Annotated in this window: 15 protein-coding genes; all 15 read right to left on the bottom strand. The window is 59.3% G+C overall.

Annotation, left to right across the window (positions count from 1 at the left end):
* The 15 genes from dapF to dapA all read right to left on the bottom strand — a co-directional run bounded on the left by dapF (nt 1) and on the right by dapA (nt 18072).
* Nucleotides 1-918 carry a diaminopimelate epimerase gene (gene dapF / locus F8C90_RS00820; protein WP_170264478.1) on the bottom strand — a complete coding sequence of 306 codons (918 nt, stop codon included), beginning with the start codon at nt 916-918 and terminating at the stop codon, nt 1-3.
* A 25-nt stretch (nt 919-943) separates the two neighbouring features.
* Nucleotides 944-1915 (bottom strand): tRNA (adenosine(37)-N6)-dimethylallyltransferase MiaA, encoded by a 972-nt coding sequence (miaA, locus tag F8C90_RS00815; protein WP_158048544.1) that lies wholly within the window; start codon nt 1913-1915, stop codon nt 944-946.
* Between the two features lie 5 nt (nt 1916-1920).
* Nucleotides 1921-3291 carry a tRNA (N6-isopentenyl adenosine(37)-C2)-methylthiotransferase MiaB gene (miaB, locus tag F8C90_RS00810; protein ID WP_158048543.1) on the bottom strand — a complete coding sequence of 457 codons (1371 nt, stop codon included), beginning with the start codon at nt 3289-3291 and terminating at the stop codon, nt 1921-1923.
* Between the two features lie 6 nt (nt 3292-3297).
* On the bottom strand, nt 3298-3645 hold the full coding sequence (locus F8C90_RS00805; RefSeq protein ID WP_276996631.1) for a stage V sporulation protein S: 348 nt from the start codon (nt 3643-3645) through the stop codon (nt 3298-3300).
* Nucleotides 3646-3747: 102 nt separating this feature from the next.
* Entirely contained in the window at nt 3748-4848 is a 1101-nt protein-coding gene (locus F8C90_RS00800; protein ID WP_158048541.1) for an ATP-binding protein, read from the bottom strand.
* A gap of 3 nt (nt 4849-4851) precedes the next feature.
* Nucleotides 4852-6384 carry a ribonuclease Y gene (rny, locus tag F8C90_RS00795; RefSeq protein ID WP_158048540.1) on the bottom strand — a complete coding sequence of 511 codons (1533 nt, stop codon included), beginning with the start codon at nt 6382-6384 and terminating at the stop codon, nt 4852-4854.
* A 216-nt stretch (nt 6385-6600) separates the two neighbouring features.
* Nucleotides 6601-7167 carry a regulatory protein RecX gene (locus tag F8C90_RS00790; protein WP_158048539.1) on the bottom strand — a complete coding sequence of 189 codons (567 nt, stop codon included), beginning with the start codon at nt 7165-7167 and terminating at the stop codon, nt 6601-6603.
* A 6-nt stretch (nt 7168-7173) separates the two neighbouring features.
* The gene (gene recA, locus F8C90_RS00785; protein WP_158048538.1) at nt 7174-8229 is read right to left on the bottom strand and encodes a recombinase RecA; all 1056 of its coding nucleotides are present in this window, start codon (nt 8227-8229) and stop codon (nt 7174-7176) included.
* Between the two features lie 173 nt (nt 8230-8402).
* Nucleotides 8403-9569 (bottom strand): CDP-diacylglycerol--glycerol-3-phosphate 3-phosphatidyltransferase, encoded by a 1167-nt coding sequence (gene pgsA, locus F8C90_RS00780; RefSeq protein WP_158048537.1) that lies wholly within the window; start codon nt 9567-9569, stop codon nt 8403-8405.
* Nucleotides 9569-10882, bottom strand: coding sequence for a 30S ribosomal protein S12 methylthiotransferase RimO (gene rimO, locus F8C90_RS00775; protein WP_158048536.1), 1314 nt, complete (start codon nt 10880-10882; stop codon nt 9569-9571). The genes pgsA and rimO overlap by 1 nt, the downstream gene beginning before the upstream one ends.
* A gap of 12 nt (nt 10883-10894) precedes the next feature.
* Nucleotides 10895-11392, bottom strand: a complete 498-nt coding sequence (locus tag F8C90_RS00770) for a YajQ family cyclic di-GMP-binding protein (RefSeq protein ID WP_158048535.1) — start codon at nt 11390-11392, stop codon at nt 10895-10897.
* A 14-nt stretch (nt 11393-11406) separates the two neighbouring features.
* Nucleotides 11407-12552, bottom strand: coding sequence for a helix-turn-helix domain-containing protein (locus tag F8C90_RS00765; protein WP_158048534.1), 1146 nt, complete (start codon nt 12550-12552; stop codon nt 11407-11409).
* Between the two features lie 3 nt (nt 12553-12555).
* Nucleotides 12556-15162, bottom strand: a complete 2607-nt coding sequence (locus F8C90_RS00760) for an FtsK/SpoIIIE family DNA translocase (protein ID WP_158048533.1) — start codon at nt 15160-15162, stop codon at nt 12556-12558.
* An 84-nt stretch (nt 15163-15246) separates the two neighbouring features.
* A complete protein-coding gene (locus F8C90_RS00755) occupies nt 15247-17106 on the bottom strand; it encodes a ribonuclease J (RefSeq protein ID WP_158048532.1) in 1860 nt (619 codons plus the stop codon).
* Nucleotides 17107-17175: 69 nt separating this feature from the next.
* Entirely contained in the window at nt 17176-18072 is an 897-nt protein-coding gene (dapA, locus tag F8C90_RS00750) for a 4-hydroxy-tetrahydrodipicolinate synthase (protein ID WP_158048531.1), read from the bottom strand.
* Between the last annotated feature and the right edge of the window lie 15 nt (nt 18073-18087).

Genomic DNA, 18087 nt, shown 5'->3' with positions numbered 1-18087 from the left:
TTATAGGACTACCGTTCCCTCGAACGCTTCGGCGGCAGGTCCCGTCATCATGACATGGTCGTCCTCGGTCCAAAGGATATGGAGCACGCCACCGCGGAGGATGAGGTCGTTTTCGCGCCCGGTGCGCTCGGTCAGCGCAGCAGCGACGCAGGTCGCGCACGCACCCGTGCCGCACGCAAGGGTTTCGCCGCAGCCGCGCTCGTACACGCGCATCTCGATTCCCGCCTCTCCGATGTGGGCAAACTCGATATTGGCCTTCTCGGGGAATACGGGGTTCGACTCGTAGAACGCCCCGATTTTCTCAAGGTCGAGCGTCTCAAGGGACCTTTCCTCGGAAATGAACAGGTCTTTCGGCAGTGTGTTGAAGTCGTTGATGAAGGTGATCGCATGGGGGTTGCCCATTGAGACGCAGGTGAAAGCGAACGGCCCCCAGGGTGAGTCGATTTCAATTTCGCGAGCATAGGCCGCGCCCGCAGGAGACGTTGCGTTCGCCTTGGCGTTAACGGGAACCTCGCTCGGCTCGAGGATCGGATGGCCCATATCGACCGTTGCTTGGAGCATCTTGTCCTCATCGTCGACAGTGAAGCTGATCGGCTTCGGTCCTGCGAGCGTATCAGCGACAAACGAGCCGTCGCTCGCCTGCACGTATCCACGGTCGACGAGGAACTTCGCGAAGCAGCGCACGCCATTGCCGCACATTTGGGCAAGCGTTCCGTCTGAGTTGATGTAGTGCATATAGGCGGCGCACTCCGGTCGCACGGAGGGGCGCACAAGAATGACGCCATCGGCGCCAATGCCGAAATGCCGATCGCAAAGCCAGGAAACCTGGGACGTTGTCAGCTCGATCTCGCTTGAAAAATCGTCCACAAAGACAAAGTCGTTGCCGGCTCCGTTGAGTTTGGTGAATGAAAGCTCCATAGGTGCATGTCCTCTTTCTGTTAGCTTAGGCGCCCATTGTATCAAGTGAGTGTTGCGCTTGTGTTGCGATTGCTTCAGCGTTTCCGGAATCCGCGTCAATCCATGCAATTCGCGAATCTTTGCGGAACCATGTTCGCTGTCGTTTTGCATATCGCCGTGTTGCAGTCTTGATCTGCTCGATGGCCGCGTCGAGCGAGATATCCCCGTCAAGCGCGGATACGATTTCCTTGTATCCAATAGCCTGAGGTGCCGTGATGCCCTTGCGAAAGCCTTCGTCGAGCAATCGTTCAACCTCGCAGACGAGCCCGCATTCGATCATGCTGTCCACACGCCGCTCGATTCGCTTGTTGAGTATTTCTGGATCGACGGCGAGCCCGATGAACTTGGCAGGAACAGCTTGCGGAATCGACGCGAGATTCTTCTTTTGAATCGCATACGTTGTGCCCTCTTCGAGAAGCTCGAATGCCCTGATCACGCGTCTTACATTGTTTGGGTGGATAACGGACGCGCTTTCGGGATCGCGCTCGCGTAGCCGCTCCCAAAGCTTATCGGCCCCGTTGTCCTTGTAGTATGAGGTCCACTTTTCGCGTACGGGGTTGTCGACCTGCTCCCCTTTCGGGAAGTCATAGGCGTCGATTGCCGCGCGGACGTAGAGTCCCGTTCCCCCGACAAGCAGCGCTCTCTTTCCACGTTTGTCGATATCGGAGAAGCATTCTCTTGCATACTGTTGATACACGGCTGCCGAATATGGCTCCCCCGGGTTCACGAGGTCGAACCCGAAATGGGGAACAAGCCGTTTCTCTTCGGGAAGTTTGCCAGTGCCAATGTCCATGCCGCGGTAAATCTGCATGGAATCGGCGCTTACCACTTCCCCACTGAGATTTTGCGCAAGCAGCTGCGCAACGTCGGTCTTTCCTGATGCCGTCGGACCAACAACGCAGATAACAGGGCGCATAAGTGGAAGGCTGATGGCCGTCTTCCCCGTTTCGTCGATCATAGCGCTTAGAGACGCTCGTTCGCGCCCAGCACGTGGCCCGAAAGGTACCATGTCTTGGCGTCGTCGATCTTGACGTTCACGAACGTGCCGGCCAGTTCGCTCGGCGTCACACCCTGCGGGGCGAGCGCGTGGACGGTTTGGTTCTTGGGGCTTTTGCCGGCAATCATTCGCTCATCGCGTTTCGAGGATCCCTCCACAAGGATAGGGACAACGCTTCCGACATCCGGTTGGTTGAGCTCGAATGCGCGCTTTTGCACAAGATCGACGAGGCGATCGAATCGCTCCTGGATAACCTCGCGCGGTGTGGGGTCTTCGATCTGAGCCGCAGGGGTACCTTCACGCTTCGAATAGATGAAGGTAAAAACCTGATGGTAGCCGACCTCTTCCACGAGGCGATACGTGTCTTCGAAATCTTTCGCTGTTTCACCTGGGAAGCCGACGATGATGTCGGTCGACAGGGCGATATCGGGTTGCACGTCGCGAATCTTGCTGATAAGGCGTAGGTAATGGTCGCGCGAATAGCGCCTGTTCATTGCCGCGAGAATAGCGTTGGAGCCCGACTGCACGGGAAGGTGGAGCGCAGGCATGAGCGATCGCAACGAACCGAACTTCTCGATAACCTCGTCGGTGAGGTCCTTCGGATGGCTCGTTGCGAAGCGAAGCCGCTCGATTCCCGTTTGGTCGACGGCATCGAGGATGTCGGCGAAACGGGGTTTTCCATAAAGATCACGGCCGTAGGAGTTCACGTTCTGCCCGAGCAGCGTAATTTCTTTCACGCCGGAAGCGACATAGCGCTCGGCCTCGGCGACGATATCCTCAATAGAGCGCGATTTCTCGCGACCGCGGACATAGGGAACGATGCAGTAGGAGCAGAAATTGTTGCACCCGATGGTGATGGGCAGCCATGCCGCCCAGGAATGCTCGCGGCTTGTCGGGAGCTCTGTCGGGAATTCGGATGAGGCGGCGAGCACTTCGACCTGCTTCCCCTGTCCCTCAATCGCCGCCTCGAGCAATCTCGGAAGCGACCCAAGGTTGTGCGTGCCGAACACGACATCGAGATGAGGAAGGGCTTCAGTGAGCTTCTCCCCGTCGCGCTGTCCGATGCAGCCGCCGACAGCGATGACGCGCTTCGACAGAGGAGATTCTGCTCGAAGTGGAATGTTCTTCATGGAGGCAACCTGGCCATAGAGGCGTGTGTCGGCTGCTTCTCGGACGCAGCAGGTCATGAAGACGACGATATCGGATTCCTCAACGGTTTCTACCATGAGTGCTCCGAGCGCCTCGAGCATGCCTGCTATGCGCTCGGAATCGTGTTTATTCATTTGGCATCCGAAGGTGTGGATGCAGAACGTAAGCCCATTGATGGGTGAATGCATGCGGTATCAGCGCTCCGTAGGGTTGGCGGTTTTCTGTTCAGCGGCGATGGAAGGTATCACGGCGCCGCGCGGTTCAACGGTGAAACGGATGGCGGTTCGGTATTCGCCATCGATGACGATGTCGGCAAAGGATGGGGCGCATACGATTTCGACGCCCACGGGAGAGAGGAAGCCACGCGAGATAGCGATGGCTTTGACTGCTTGGTTCACGGCGCCGGCCCCTACCGCTTGAATCTCGACGTGAAGTCCATCCTTGATCATGCCAGCGATCGCTCCAGCGACAGATGCAGGAGAGGATTTCGACGACACTTTTAAGCAGCCGATTGACGGCTGCGATTCCGATGGGGTTGTCACGAGCATTTCCTTGTCGTTTCGTAGTGTGTTTCAGTGGTGGTATTTATGTCACTGAGAGAAATGATAGCAATTACTCATCAGCGTGGCAACCTGCGCAAACGGCTATCTCAGCTTATCGAAGCGCAGGGTGATCTCGATCTTTTGGGGGCCGACCTTCACTTCAGGTGCGCCGAGCGGATCAAGATAATACCGATTGGCGATATCGAGGAAGGCATCCTTGCAGGAATCCGCGAGCATTGCCTTGTCCTCATTGCAGAGACGAAGCGACCTGCCGTCGCGATCGACGGCTTTCTGACTTGCCGCTTTCGAGGTTTCGTGTGCCTTTTCCTTTGCGGGAATCGCCTGAGTCCTTACGAGTTCAGCCAATGAAATGATGGGCTTGATCTCCTCATTTAAGATTCGGCGCGCCGATCGTTCTGAAAGCGAGAGCCCCAATTCTTCTGCGATTTCAGCGAAGCTTGCCGGATCGGATGCAGTGCAGAGGCGTTTGCATACTGGCAGCTCGAGCGGATCTTTGCAGAAGGCTCGAAGGGCAGGAGAGGTGGTCGTCGCCCCGAACTCGTAGAGCGTGGCGGCGATTTCAGTCGCCGAACCCCAATAAACCGTGCATGCCTTCCTTGATTCGAGGGCGAATTCCGTTGCGGTGCGGACGATGTTTTTCGGCCCTCGCATCGAGTAGGTTCCCGCTTCCGTTACTTCGAACGTAGGGAAGGTCGATTGATCGGCACGTTCGGGAAGTTTGGTGAGGTCGGTTTCGACGTAAATCGCGCTACCGAAATCCTTGTCCGATGCGAGAACCTTTGCCTGCGTCGAGTTCACTTTGATCGAGTAGAGAGCCATTCCCCTGCCGTGGACTCCCCATTTGTCTATGTGGACAGTGTCGAGCTTGGAAGTGACGCGCGGTTCGAAGATCTTCTCATGCAAGGCGAGTGGAATGCCGTCTCCGTCGTCGAGCATCGTGAGCTTGCGAGTATTCCCGTCGCGTCCTACCGCAAGGAAAATGGTGCGGGCATGGGCGTCTCGTGCGTTGCGAAGCAGCTCGATAACGATGTCCTCGGTCGATCGGATGTCGTGGGCAGCTTGACGCCGCTCCGCTTCGGACGTGCGAAGACGAACGAAGCCATCCCCTAAATCGTCTTCGATTCGGAGATGGCTTTCGTCACAGATGGAATCAACGAATTGTTCGAGATTCGATGCGCCCATGTATTATTTTGCGATCCCGATGGCTCGACTTTCACGGATGACAACGACCTTGACCTGGCCCGGATACTGCATCTCGCTCTCAATGCGGTGAGCGATATCGTGAGCCAAGACGACGGTCTGAGCCTCGTCGACGACTTCGGGCTCGACCATGACGCGGACTTCGCGGCCGGCCTGGATAGCGTAGGTGCGCTCGACGCCCTTGTAGGAGTTGGCGATTTCCTCGAGCTTCTCAAGACGCTTGACGTATGCGTCGAGGGTTTCTTTACGTGCACCAGGACGCGCAGCGGAAACGGCGTCGGCGGCCTGCACGAGTACGTCGAGGACGCTGTTCGGCTCGACGTCGTTGTGGTGCGCTTCGATCGCATGGACGATTTCGGGGCGCTCTCCGAAGCGGCGTGCAAGGTCTGCGCCGATGACGGCATGGCTGCCCTCGACTTCGTGGTCAACCGCCTTGCCTAGGTCGTGCAGCAAGCCAGCTCGCTTGGCAGGAATCGGGTCGAGCCCAAGTTCGGAGGCCATGACGCCGGAAAGATATGCAACCTCAAGCGAGTGGTTGAGCACGTTTTGACCGTACGAGGTGCGGTAGCGAAGGCGGCCTAAGGTTCTTACGAGCTCGGGATGCAGGTCGTGGATCCCCGTGTCGAAAGCCGCTTGCTCGCCCGCTTCGCGAACGCGCTGGTTAACGTACTGCTCGGCTTTGCCGAACATCTCCTCAATGCGCGCCGGGTGGATGCGGCCGTCAGCGATGAGGTTCTCCATCGTGACGCGACCGATTTCACGGCGAACGGGGTCGAAGCATGAGATGGTGACGCACTCGGGAGTGTCGTCGATGATGAGGTTCGTGCCGGTGAGCTGCTCGAACGAGCGGATATTGCGGCCCTCTCGTCCGATGATGCGGCCTTTGAGGTCGTCGGACGGGATATGGATCGTCGACACCGTGTTCTCGGCCGAATGGTCGGCAGCCACGCGCTGGATGGCGAGGCTCAAGATCATGCGGGACTTCTTGTCTGCCTCGGCTTTCGCCTGTGCTTCCGCATCGCGGATGATCGCGGCAGATTCGTGAGCAACCTCATCCTTCAGCGAGGTGAGCAGTTCGTTCTTGGCTTCCTCGGGCGTCATGCCCGCGATGCGCTCAAGGCGCTGCGAGGCTTCTTGCTCGACTTGAGCGACATCACGCTCGCGGCGTTCAATCTGGCCCTGCAACGAGGAAATTTGATGCTCCCTTGCGTCGAGCGACTCAACGCGGCGATCGAGCGATTCTTCGCGCTGGGAGACGCGGTTCTCAGCGGCGCGCACCTCTTTCATGCGCTCCTTGTTCTCTGCTTCGGCTTCCTGCTTGAGTTTGAGAGCCTGGTCCTTTGCTTCGAGGACCGCCTCTTTGCGCATCGTCTCGGCTTGTCGTTTTGCGTCAGCAATCATGTCGTCGGCCTCTTGAGCAGCTTTCTTCGTCGAGGCGTTGATTACGTAGCGGGTGATGACGAAGCCGAGAGCTATGCCGACGATTGCGCCGATAATCAGCCATACAATTCCGGGCATATGCTCCCCCTTCCCTTTTTGGTTTCCAGTAGTCATGGCATAAAAAACCCGGCAATGCCGGGCCAAAGCGAAACGCGTATCAAAAGGAGCGTCATATTGGGTTATAGATATATATGAAGTCCCTCATGGGACGCAAATCACTTATGCCTCCATACATAATAGAGGATGTTTGCTGGTCATATAACCCTCAAGGTCAAAAAATGCGAAATTGCTCGCTTAGTCGGCGAAATATTCGCATTCAGGTGCAGCAAGAGACTCGCTCCAGCGTCTCGCGGCGGAAGCGGCGACGTCTGCGCTGTACCCTTTTTGGACAAGCTTACGATAGGCGCCTTCTCGGAGATTCTTCGACCGCGGTGGCTTTCGGTGTAAAAGCGCCATTGCTCGCTCGAGCTCATCGTCTCCGAATTGCTCGTAGGCGAGCTGCCATGCTTCTTCCGATGGCGAGTCGATATTGAGCTGTTCGAGAGCGCGTTCGACGCCGCGACGGCCTTTGCCCTGCGCCAGCTGGGTGCGCATGAAGGCTTCGGCATAGCGCTCGTCGTCGACGATGTGTGCCTCGATTGCGCGCCCAAGGGCGTTCGAGACAGCCTGTTCGCTAAAGCCGTCCTTGATGAGCCTCTCATGGAGCTTCTTGCTCGCTTGTTCACGGATGCTTGCAAGTTTCAGAATCTTCTTGAAGGCCTTTGCCTCCTCCTCCGCCAAGCTGGTCTCTTCATAAACGGAGGAGGACTCGATTTCCCTGATATTGCGCTTTAGCTGCTCTATGTCGACGAGCGTTGCCATGAACCGCTATTTCTTCTTCGGTTTGGCGACGGGGGTGACTGCATCGGCTTCTTCTGCGGTGCGCGTCGGGATGGGGATTTCGAACGCTTCGCGAACTTTGTTTTCGAGCTCTTCCCTCATCTCGGGGTTTTGACGCAACGTGGCCTTCGCAGCCTCGCGACCTTGCCCCAAGCGCTCTTCGCCGTAGGTGTACCACGCGCCGCTCTTCTTTGCGACGCCGCATTCGACGGCCATATCGACGATGCAGCCCTCACGGGAGATTCCTTCGCCGTACATAAGGTCGAACTCGGCCTGGCGGAACGGAGGCGCGACCTTGTTCTTGACGACCTTTGCGCGAACGCGGTTACCCACGACCTCGCCGTCCTTCTTAATGCTGTCGATGCGGCGGATATCGATACGCACGCTGGAGAAGAACTTCAGGGCGCGGCCGCCTGTCGTAGTTTCGGGGTTACCGAACATGACGCCAATCTTCTCGCGGAGCTGGTTGATGAAGATGCAGGTTGTGTTCGATTTCGAAAGGGAGCCTGCGAGTTTGCGCAGCGCCTGAGACATGAGTCGCGCCTGAAGTCCGACGGTGGTGTCGCCCATCTCGCCTTCGATTTCGGCTCGGGGGACAAGCGCCGCGACCGAGTCGACTACGACGGCATCGATCGCACCGGAGCGCACGAGCATATCGCAGATTTCGAGCGCTTGCTCGCCCGTGTCGGGCTGGGAAATGAGCACCTCGTCGATGTCGACACCGAGGCGGGCGGCATACACAGGGTCGAGCGCATGCTCAGCGTCGATGAAGGCGACCACACCGCCCATCGCTTGGGCTTCGGCGAGAATCTGGAGGGCAAGGGTTGTCTTGCCCGATGATTCAGGGCCGTAAATCTCGATGATGCGGCCACGAGGCACGCCTCCGATTCCGAGGGCTGCGTCGAGCGGCAGTGCCCCGGTGGGAATGACGCCGATGTTGAGGTGCTCGCCCCCTTCGCCAAGCTTCATGATCGATCCCCGACCGAATTTCTGCTCGATCTGATCGGTTGTGATCTTGAGCATCTTGGCTTTTTCGTCGTTCATTCCTTCTCCTCCGATTACGGCGATTTCATCCATGTCATAGCTCCTCATTATACGAACAAACGTTTGTGTGTCAAGGCTCGCGGTGGAACTTGCCTCAACAGAATCGTAACGTCGCATTCTGGCGGAGCTTTTACGAAAACCTTCCCGATTCCTGGCAGCTTATCTGCAGGAAATTAAGCGAAACTCGTCGAAAGCGCGCCCTCGATCATGCGCAGAGCTTCCCGAACTGTCGCATTGCGGACCTCTTCGCGATTGCCCTCGAAATGGAAGCACATCGCTTCGCAGGAGTTTTGCGCGGAAACCGCGGCCCATACGGTGCCGACCGGCTTGCCCGGCTCTTCTCCACCGGGACCTGCGATTCCCGTCACAGCGACGGCTATGTCGACATCGAGGTTCTTGCGTGCACCCTCTGCCATTTGCCGGGCGACCGCTTCGCAGACGGCCCCTTCGGTCTTGAGAACCTCCGCGTTGACGCCGAGCTCGCGATGCTTGATGTCGTTCACATAGCTCACAATCGCACCGTGCACAACCTGCGAGCTTCCGGGGATCGCCGTGAGAGCGCCCGCGATGAGGCCTCCTGTCAGGCTCTCTGCGCACCCGATGGTCGCACCCTTCTCGCTCGCGCTTTCGATGATGCGACGTGCGATTTCCTCGTTCGATTCGCTCTTTGCGTTCCCCTCTCGCTGGAGAGCTCGTTCCTTGCTTGTGGTGAACCCGAGGAGATGGCGCGCCTTTGCGAAGTAATCCATCATTGAAATGATAGTGAGAGCGAGCGCTACGACCATGACGAGCCACGAGAGCACGTAGAGCGGGTTGTCAAAGGGGTTCGGGCTGGTCACGGGGAGGATGGAGTCCTTTACGATGAACAGCACGATTGCGATGATCTGCGTGACGGTCTTCGCCTTGCCATACCAGCTTGCCGCGATGACGACGCCCTTGTCCGCGGCGACCATGCGGATGCCCGACACGATGAACTCGCGTGCCAAGATGATGAGCACCGGCCAAGAAGGCAGAACCCTTAGCTCAACCAGCGCGAGAAGCGCCGCGCAAACGAGAATCTTGTCCGCGAGCGGATCCATGAACTTGCCGAAGTTCGTCACCTCGCCGCGGCTGCGAGCGAGGTAGCCATCAAGCCAGTCCGTGCATGATATCAAGATGAAGATAAGGGCCGCAATCAGGCTTTTTGTGGTCGATGAAACGCCTGCAATACTGAACCAGGTCGGCCAGGGGGTGATAAGCGCCACGACGAACACCGGGACGAGGCAGATGCGCACGAGCGTGATGATGTTCGAGATCGTCCAAAGCTTGTCGGTCTCCCCCGGTTTCAACTCGGTCGACATTACTCTGCCTCCATCTCGTAGAGCAGCGTGTCGGCAATGCGAACGCGAACGATGTCGCCCACGTTCCCCTCGGTGAGGTAGGTCTCGCCGTCAACGTCGGGGGCTTGGCACATCGCGCGGCCGAACAGTTGACCGTCCTCTTCGATGCCCTCTACGAGCACGTCCATTTCCTGGCCCACACGCTGCGCGATGCGCGGCGTGCACGATGCATCGGCAAGGTCGCGCAAGGTCTGCGCGCGCTCGGCTTTGATGTCCTCGTCGATCTGGCCAGGCAGCTCGTATGCGGTCGTACCCTCCTCGCGCGAGTACGCGAAGACGCCGATGTAGTCGAAAAGCCCTTCGGAGACGAAATCGCACAACTCTTCGAACTGGTCTTCCGTTTCTCCGGGGAATCCTGCGATTAGCGTTGTGCGCAAGGTGACGTTAGGAATCGCTGTGCGAATCCGCTCGGCGAGCGCCAGATACTTCTCGCGCGAGCCTGCGCGGTTCATGGCGCGCAGAAGCGACTTGTCGACATGCTGGAGCGGGATATCGAGATAGGAGCAGATGTTGTCGCGATCCGCTATGGTCTTGAGCAGCTCGTTGGTGATTCCCTCGGGTTGGACGTACATGACGCGAAACCACGTCGACGGGTAGCGCTGCGCAAGCTCGTCCATAAGCGCTGCAAGCGATGACGGTTCCTCGAAGTCCTGTCCCCAACGGCCGGTATCCTGGGCGATAAGCACGATTTCCCGTGCGCCCTTTGCGACATGAGCAGCCACCTCGCGGTCGATGTCTTCAAGTGCGAAAGAATGATAGCGCCCGCGAATATAGGGAATCGCGCAATATGAGCAGAAGCGGTCGCAGCCGTCGGAAATCTTCACGTACGCTGAGACGCTTGCGGGCTCGTCATCGGAATCATCGTCCGCCGCGGCGCGCTCGGGCGAGCCTCCGAACAGGGCATTAAGAATATCTCCGAGATCGTCCTCCTTGCTGCAGGGGACAAAAGCGCAGGCCTCGGTCAGCTCCGCCGCAAGCTCGTCGCCGTAGCGTGCCGGCATGCAACCTGCGACAATGAGCTTGGCATCTCCCGAGGCGACGTTTTCCATGCCCGCTGCCTCGAAGATTGCCTCGAGGCTTTCCTCTGTAGCACTTTGAATGAACGAGCAGGTGTTGATGACGATCGCATCGGCCTTCTCGGGGTCTTGCTCGATGTGATAGCCCACGGCTTTCGCCTTTGCGCGCATCTTCTCGGAGTCGACTTCGTTTTTGGCGCAGCCGAGCGTGATGAAGGCGACGGAGCGCCCGCCGCCTTGGGTAACTTCCACTGTCATGAACAAGGATTCCTAGCGATAGTTCGTGTACTGAAGCGGTTGGCCGTAGTCTTGGCCTTTCAGGAAGGCGATGACCTCCTGGAGCGTGTCGCGGGAAGCTGAGGAGACGCGGAGCTTGTCGCCTTCGATGGTCGCCTTGCATTTCAGCTTGAGGTTGCGGATGTCCTTGCTGATCTTGCTTGCCGTTTCCTTATCGATGCCGTCGACGATCGTGGCGGAAAGACGCACGCTCTGCCCGGTTGCGGCTTGCGGCTCGCCCCACTTCACAGCGGTAAGTTCGATCCCGCGCTTCACGAGCTTGCTGCCGATCACGTCTTTCACCTGACGGGCGACGAAGTCTGCCGGTGCGTGGATGCCAAGGGTCTTGTTCTGTTTGTCGAGTGTGATCTCAGCGCCCGAGTCCTTCAGATCGTAGCGCTGTGAAATCTCGCGTTTAGCCTGTTGGAAAGCATTGTCGACTTCCTGGAAATCAACGGTCGAAACGATATCGAAGCTCGATTCCTTTGCCATGTGGGCCTCCTTGCTTATTCGGATGTGCGGGTCGTGCTCTTCGTCGAGGTTGCGTTGCTCGACGAAGAAGAGATGGTGCTTTTCGTGCTGCTGGGTGACGACGTCGAAGTCGATTTCGCTGAATCGCTTGAGGTTGCGCTCGACGACGAGCTTGCTTGGCCGTGGTCCTGCTGCCATTTCGCAAGAATCTGCGAGAAGTCGACGGTGTAGTCGTACATGCCGTTGCTGTTCTCGGTCAAGTCGACCTTCTCCCCGTCGACGGTGACCTCAACTGCGCTCGAAGCGTCGGAAATGAAGCGCAGCTTAGTCGTGACGTCAAAGGACTTCTCAGCCGGCCCCGTTACCGTCTCGGCGACGGATGCCGAGCTCGAATCGCCCTCGTAGATCTCGATGTAGACTCTCGAACCCGACGCGACCTTGTAGGTGAAGGTGGCCTTCGTCGGAGCGACGGAGGACTGCTGGGTCTGGGAGTCTGAGTTCGAGGTGCTCTCGGAGTCGCCTTGTGCCTGCTTGTTCGACGTATCAGACAAGCCCGTGATGGGCACGGTCGGCGTTTCCTGAGCGGGCTTGGATTCTTTGCCGCCGAACACGAACACGCAGATGATGATTATGATCACGGCGATGACGCCGATGCCGATGAGCAGAGGAAGCTTTGGGCGCTGCTGCGTTACGTTCTGCGGCGCTGCGTAGAGGTTGGTATACTGCGGGCTTCCCGGCGAGAGCGGCCTGCGCGACGTGTGCACATGGTCGTTGCCTCGTGCCGTTCCTCGCGCATCGCGCCGGTCGTCAAACATGAGGCGCCCCGATGACCGGCGCGGCGAATCGTCGGCCTGTCGCGAGCTAGAGCCGCGCGATGAGCGCTGTGACCTCATGTTCGGCACACGGCTCGAATCGTTTTTCATCTTCCCCGTCTCGTAGGCGTTTGCTGCCTCAAGGTACATCCGCGTGATGGTCGTTTGGTTGACGCCGACGATGCGCGCGTAGGTGGCGACCATGTTCTTCGCGTATCCACGAGGCGGCATGCGCGTGAAGTCGTTGTTCTCGATTGCGCGAATGATGTCGGCGCGAACGCGCATCTGCCGCGCGATGGATTGGACGTCCATCCCCCGGTGTTCGCGTGCTTCCCTGAGCACAGCGCCGAATGTCGTATTGCTAGCCACCTTCTACTCCTTTGCGGCGTCGTTCGCTTCGAATGCCTTCAGTGTCTCGAGCTCCATGGCGTCGACGAGAACCTCGCGCGGCTTACTGCCGTTGGGCGGGCCGACGACTCCGTGTTCCTCAAGCATGTCAATTATACGACCTGCTCGCGAATACCCCACCTTCAAGCGTCTTTGAATGTTCGAGGTCGATCCGAGACCTGATGACACGACGATGTCGGCCGCTTCCCAGATAAGCGGGTCGTCCTCCTCCACCGTGCCGCCTGAGCCGTCGGGCGACTGCGAGAGGTTCGTCACGATGTTGGTCTTCAAAATCTCGGAGTGGTACTCGGGCTGTCCCTGTTCCTTCAACGTGTCGACCACAGCGTTGATCTCGTCCTCGGAGACATAGCACCCCTGGATACGCTGCGGCTTCGCGTACTCGGGCTTGCTGAAGAGCATGTCGCCCAGACCGATGAGGTTCTCGGCTCCGGGGGTGTCCAAAACGACGCGCGAGTCAATGCCGGACGCCACGTTGAACGCGATGCGGTTCGTGATGTTCGCCTTGATGAGACCGGTCACCACGTTGGTGGAAGGGCGCTGCGTCGCCACGATGAGATGGATGCCCGCGGCACGGGCGAGCTGCGCGATGCGGCTGATGGAGAACTCGACTTCCTTGCCAACGTTCATCATAAGGTCGGCAAGCTCATCGATGATGATCACGATATAGGGAAGCTGCGTGGCAAGCTCCTCGGGGATGGGGTCGTCTGCCGCTTCCGCATTCTCATGCGCTGCGTGCACTTTCGCGTTGTATTGGCCGATGTTTCTGGCGCCGACCTTCGAGAAGACCTTCAAGCGGCGCTCCATCTCAGCGACGCCCCAGGCGAGTGCGCTCGCCGCCTCCTTCGCCTCGGTCACGACCGGGACGTAGAGATGGGGAATCCCGTTATAAGGCGTGAATTCGACGCGCTTCGGGTCGATCATGATGAAGCGGACCTCGGCGGGCGTCGCGCGCATGAGGATTGACATGATCATGGCGTTGATGGACACCGATTTGCCGGAGCCGGTCGTGCCGCCGATGAGGAGGTGGGGCATCTTCGCGAGATCGGTTATGATCGACGTGCCCTCGACGTCTTTGCCAATTGCCATAAGCAACGGGCCGCCATCGGCGTCTTTGAGGACATCGCCTAGAAAGACGGTCTGGCGAGTACGGTTAGGCACCTCGATGCCGACGTAGTTCGTCCCAGGGATGGGCGCGAAGATGCGAACACCTGGGGCGGCGAGCGCGAGCGCGATGTCGTCGGAGAGCGCTGTGACGCGGCTTACACGCACGCCCGCAGGAAGGTCGACCTTGAAGAGCGTGACCGTGGGGCCTGCGACCCACCCGACAACGTCGGCCATGATATGGAAATCGGCAAGCGTTTCTTGCAGGTGGGCAGCTGTATCTTGGAGCTCGATTTCGGATGCACGGTCCTTCTCGGGGTCGTTGGAGTAGGAAAGCAGGTCCATCGAGGGCAGCGTGAAGCCTTCGAGCGGGGTCGGAGCGCTTGCGGGCAGTTTCGCGCGTGCTGCCTTCTTGGGCTTGGGCGCCTCTTCTTGCGGTGCCGCTGCGTCGGAATCAGCCTTTTTGCCGAGCTTGCGCGTGAGCGACGAAGACGTGCCCTCGATGGGCTCGATCCGGCGGGTCGGCATCGAGGCAGGTTGAACTTCTCCCCCATCGGAAGTGCTTGCCTGTTGCTCCTCGAGCTCGGCGAGGCGAGCCGCCTTGCGCTCTGCGCGGCCGAGGGTTCGGGTTTTCGCGGAGGAAGACGCTCCCTGCGCGATGGACTTGGGGGTTGCCAGGGGATGCGCGGCGATGACCCGCGTCTCGGCGCTGCTGTCGACCTCGGGAGCTTCGTCATCTGCCGTATCGATTCTCTTTGAGTTGCGGCGAATCCTCGCGAAGGGGAACGACGCGCCCGCACCCTCCTCCGCTCGGCGCTCGGCACGGCTTTCCCTGATTTTCTCAATGAGCTTGGAGATGGACAAGCCGATGATACACAAGCCGGCAACAGCGACGCCGATGACGATAATCATCGAGATAACCTGCCCGAATAATGTAATGCCGAGCCAGGCGATGCCCGCTCCGATATAGCCGCCCCGAACGGTCAACTCATGTTCGTTGAACAGGATGCCCGCAGGGTCGCCTCCCTCAGGCAACGGCGTCGCAAGAGCGAACACCGAGAGCAACGCGACGAAGACGAGTGCAAGACCCACTGCGACGCGGGTCGGCACGCGTTCTGCTTCGAAGCGGATGAGGAAGGTGATTCCGATAGCCAGCAGGAACAGTGGCAGGATATAGGCACCGATTCCGAGCGTGAGATGAAGCGCGCTCGAAATGAAGGAGGTCACGATCGCGTCGGAGCGCATGACGGCCGCGATGAAGAGCACGACGGCCGCAACAGTGAAGGCGATGCCCACGATGTCGCGTTTCGCGTACTCGTCAATGAGCTTGCGGGAATCGCGTTCGGCGTCAGCCGCCTTCTGGGCGCGTGGATTGCGCCCCTTGCGCGTGCCCGGCTTCCCGGATCCTGCGCTTTGTGGGCGACGGTTCGCGGCGGTGTTCCTCGACGACGAAGATGGCTTCCGAGCCACTATTGCTCCTAACTGGTTCGTTAATGCTGCGTGTCTGCGAAGCAGGCCCCCGCGTCGCTGGGGCGCGGGGGCATGTTGGGTCGTTTAAATCTCAAGTAGGTTGGCGATAACCATAGGACGCTGCTTGGTGCGCTCCCACAGCAGGGACAAAAGCGCGTCGCGCGCGGCCTTCTTGGCCTCCTTGAGCGTGGCGTTCTTGCCAAGCGCCTTGCGAAGCGCGCTCTTCACAGCAGCTTCAGCGTCGTGCGCGAGGTATGCGTCGTCGCCGCCGGTAATGCCGCGCATCTCCACCTGGACTTCGCCCTGCACCTCGTGGCGCGAAAGCGAGACAGCAGCTGCGATGCAAGCAAAGCCCTGCTCGCCGAGCGCGCAGCGCTCGTCGAGGACGTCTTGCGAGGTGTCGCCGACCGACAGGCCGTCGACGTAGACGATGCCGCTCTGGACAACCTCACCGCGATGGACGCCGCGCGGGGTGAGCTCGAGCGATTCGCCGTTCTCACATAAAAAGATGTTGTCCTTCGGCACGCCGGTTGCTTCCGCGAGGCGAGCGTGGGCGCGCAGGTGCGTCGACTCTCCGTGGACGGGCATGAAGGACTTCGGCTGCACGATCGAGAGAACGATCTTGAGCTCCTCAGCACCCGCGTGTCCCGAAACATGGACGCGCGCGCGGCTCTTGTCGTACACGTCTGCACCAATTTTCGCGAGCGAATTGATGACGCGCGTGACGGCCTTCTCGTTACCGGGGACAGGCGTCGCTGAAATGATGACGGTGTCGCCTTCCTCGATGTCGATCGTCTTGTGCTCGCCGTTCGCGATGCGTGCGAGGGCTGAGAGCGGCTCGCCCTGACTGCCCGTGCACATGATGACGACCTTCTCGGGCGGGATGCCCTTCAGCTCGTAAGCGTCGATCAGGTCCTCGTCGGGAATGTTGAGGTATCCCAGCTTGCGAGCAATGTCGGTGTTCTGCACCATCGAACGGCCCGTGACGACGACCTTGCGGCCGTTCGCGCGCGCGGCGTCGCAGATCTGCTGCATGCGGTGGATATGGCTCGCGAACGAGGCGATGATGACGCGCTGCTTCGCCTGGCTGATGATGCGGTTCAGGGTCTTGCCGACTTCGGCCTCGCTCGGCGTGAACGTGGACTTCGTCGCGTTTGTGGAGTCGCTCATCATGAGGTCGACGCCGATTTCGTGGTAGCGCGCAAGCGCTCCGAAGTCGAAGTGAACACCGTCGATCGGGGTCTGGTCGAGCTTGAAGTCGCCGGTGTGCAGCACGTTGCCCGCCGGGCTCTGCAGAAACACGCCCACGGCGCCGGGAATCGAGTGGTTCACGGCGAAAAACTCCGTCGTGAAGCAGCCCATCTTCACCTGCTGGCCGGGCTTGATTTCAACGAGCTTGGCGTTTTTGATGCGATGCTCGGCGAGTTTTCCCTCGATGAGGCCGAGCGTGAGCTTGGTCGCATAGATGGGAACCTGGCGATCGAGATCCTTCAGAAGGTACGGGATCGTGCCAGTGTGGTCCTCGTGGCCGTGCGTGATGACGATGCCGCGCAGCTTGTCGGCATGCTCGAGCACATAGGTGTAGTCCGGCAGGATAAGATCGACGCCGGGATGATTGTCGTCGGGGAACATAAGGCCCGCATCGTCGACGATCATGTCGTTTCCACATTCGAACACGGTCATGTTCTTGCCGATGGCGTCAAGGCCGCCGAGAGGGATGATCTTCAGCTTGGCCTTGGGGTCCTTGCCCGCGCTCGATGAACGCTTCTTTTGGGTGGGCTTGCGCTTCTTCTGAGCGCCATCGCCCGCTTCCCCACCCTTGGTAAGCTGGGGGCGCTTGTGCTCGAGCTTCACATGCTTGTATGTTTTGGTTTTCTTTCCCTTCTCCGCGGCACCGTTGTCGGGCTGACGAGAAGCTGATTCGGTATGTTTTTCCTTTTCCATATATTTCCTTTATCACGGTACGCGAACGCCCGCAGGCGCAATCCACCTGCGGGCGTTCGCGCTGATCGATTAAAGGACGCCGACCTCGCGCATGATCGATGCGAGGCGAGCCGATTGCTCGGCGGTGGCGTCGATAAGCGGCAGGCGCACGCCGCCGACGGGGAAGCCGACAAGTTTGAGGGCTTCCTTCACGAGAATGGGGTTCGAGGTTTCGAACAGGCCGTTCATAAGCGGCAGAAGCGCTTCGTGGGCAGCCCATGCCTCGTCCCACTTGCCTTCGGCGCACTTCGTGACGAGCTCTTTCATGCGCTCAGGCGCGACGTTGCCGGTTGTCGAGATGACACCCGCGCCGCCGAGGCGCATGATGTCATAGGTTGCGGAGTCGTCGCCGGAATACACGCTGAAGCCCTCGGGAGCGGCAGCAGCGATGGTTGCGATCTGATCCATCTTGCCGGACGCCTCCTTCACGGCGATGACGTTCTCGCAATCGTTGGCGAGGCGCAGCGTGGTCTCAGCTTCCATGTTGACAACGCAGCGGCCCGGGATGTTGTAGAGGATGATGGGGAGCTCCACCGCATTCGCAATGGTCTTGAAGTGCTGGTACATTCCCTCTTGCGGAGGCTTGTTGTAGTACGGGACGACGCACATGAAGCCGTCGACACCGAGTTTCGCGACGTCCTTGGCGAAGTTAACGGTGTCGGCCGTGCAGTTGTCCCCCACGTTGGCGATGACGGAGGCCTTGCCGCCGACCGCCTCGACGACGGCGCGGAAAAGCTCGATCTTCTGAGGGTAGAAGACCGTGGGGCTCTCGCCGGTGGTTCCATTGATGATAAGCGAGTCATTACCGCCCTCGATAAGGCGCGTGGCAAGTGCCTGCGCACGGTCGAGGTCGAGTTCGCGTTCATCGTTGAAGGGCGTGACCATAGCGGTGATCAGGCGACCGAAACGGGGTTCAGCGTTCGACATGGGCGTCTCCTTAAT

The organism is Ellagibacter isourolithinifaciens (assembly GCF_008831035.1).
Taxonomy (GTDB): domain Bacteria; phylum Actinomycetota; class Coriobacteriia; order Coriobacteriales; family Eggerthellaceae; genus Ellagibacter; species Ellagibacter isourolithinifaciens.
The sequence above is the reverse complement of the archived record's forward strand: the minus strand, read 5'-3'. Positions and strand labels throughout refer to the sequence as shown.

Excerpts from the sequence above, each read along its gene's own strand:
- dapF (WP_170264478.1), bottom strand. The coding sequence starts at position 918 with ATGGAGCTTTCATTCACCAAACTCAACGGAGCCGGCAACGACTTTGTC.
- miaA (WP_158048544.1), bottom strand. The coding sequence starts at position 1,915 with ATGATCGACGAAACGGGGAAGACGGCCATCAGCCTTCCACTTATGCGC.
- miaB (WP_158048543.1), bottom strand. The coding sequence starts at position 3,291 with ATGCATTCACCCATCAATGGGCTTACGTTCTGCATCCACACCTTCGGA.
- F8C90_RS00800 (WP_158048541.1), bottom strand. The coding sequence starts at position 4,848 with ATGGGCGCATCGAATCTCGAACAATTCGTTGATTCCATCTGTGACGAA.
- rny (WP_158048540.1), bottom strand. The coding sequence starts at position 6,384 with ATGCCCGGAATTGTATGGCTGATTATCGGCGCAATCGTCGGCATAGCT.
- F8C90_RS00790 (WP_158048539.1), bottom strand. The coding sequence starts at position 7,167 with ATGGCAACGCTCGTCGACATAGAGCAGCTAAAGCGCAATATCAGGGAA.
- recA (WP_158048538.1), bottom strand. The coding sequence starts at position 8,229 with ATGAACGACGAAAAAGCCAAGATGCTCAAGATCACAACCGATCAGATC.
- pgsA (WP_158048537.1), bottom strand. The coding sequence starts at position 9,569 with ATGTCGACCGAGTTGAAACCGGGGGAGACCGACAAGCTTTGGACGATC.
- rimO (WP_158048536.1), bottom strand. The coding sequence starts at position 10,882 with ATGACAGTGGAAGTTACCCAAGGCGGCGGGCGCTCCGTCGCCTTCATC.
- F8C90_RS00770 (WP_158048535.1), bottom strand. The coding sequence starts at position 11,392 with ATGGCAAAGGAATCGAGCTTCGATATCGTTTCGACCGTTGATTTCCAG.
- F8C90_RS00755 (WP_158048532.1), bottom strand. The coding sequence starts at position 17,106 with ATGGAAAAGGAAAAACATACCGAATCAGCTTCTCGTCAGCCCGACAAC.
- dapA (WP_158048531.1), bottom strand. The coding sequence starts at position 18,072 with ATGTCGAACGCTGAACCCCGTTTCGGTCGCCTGATCACCGCTATGGTC.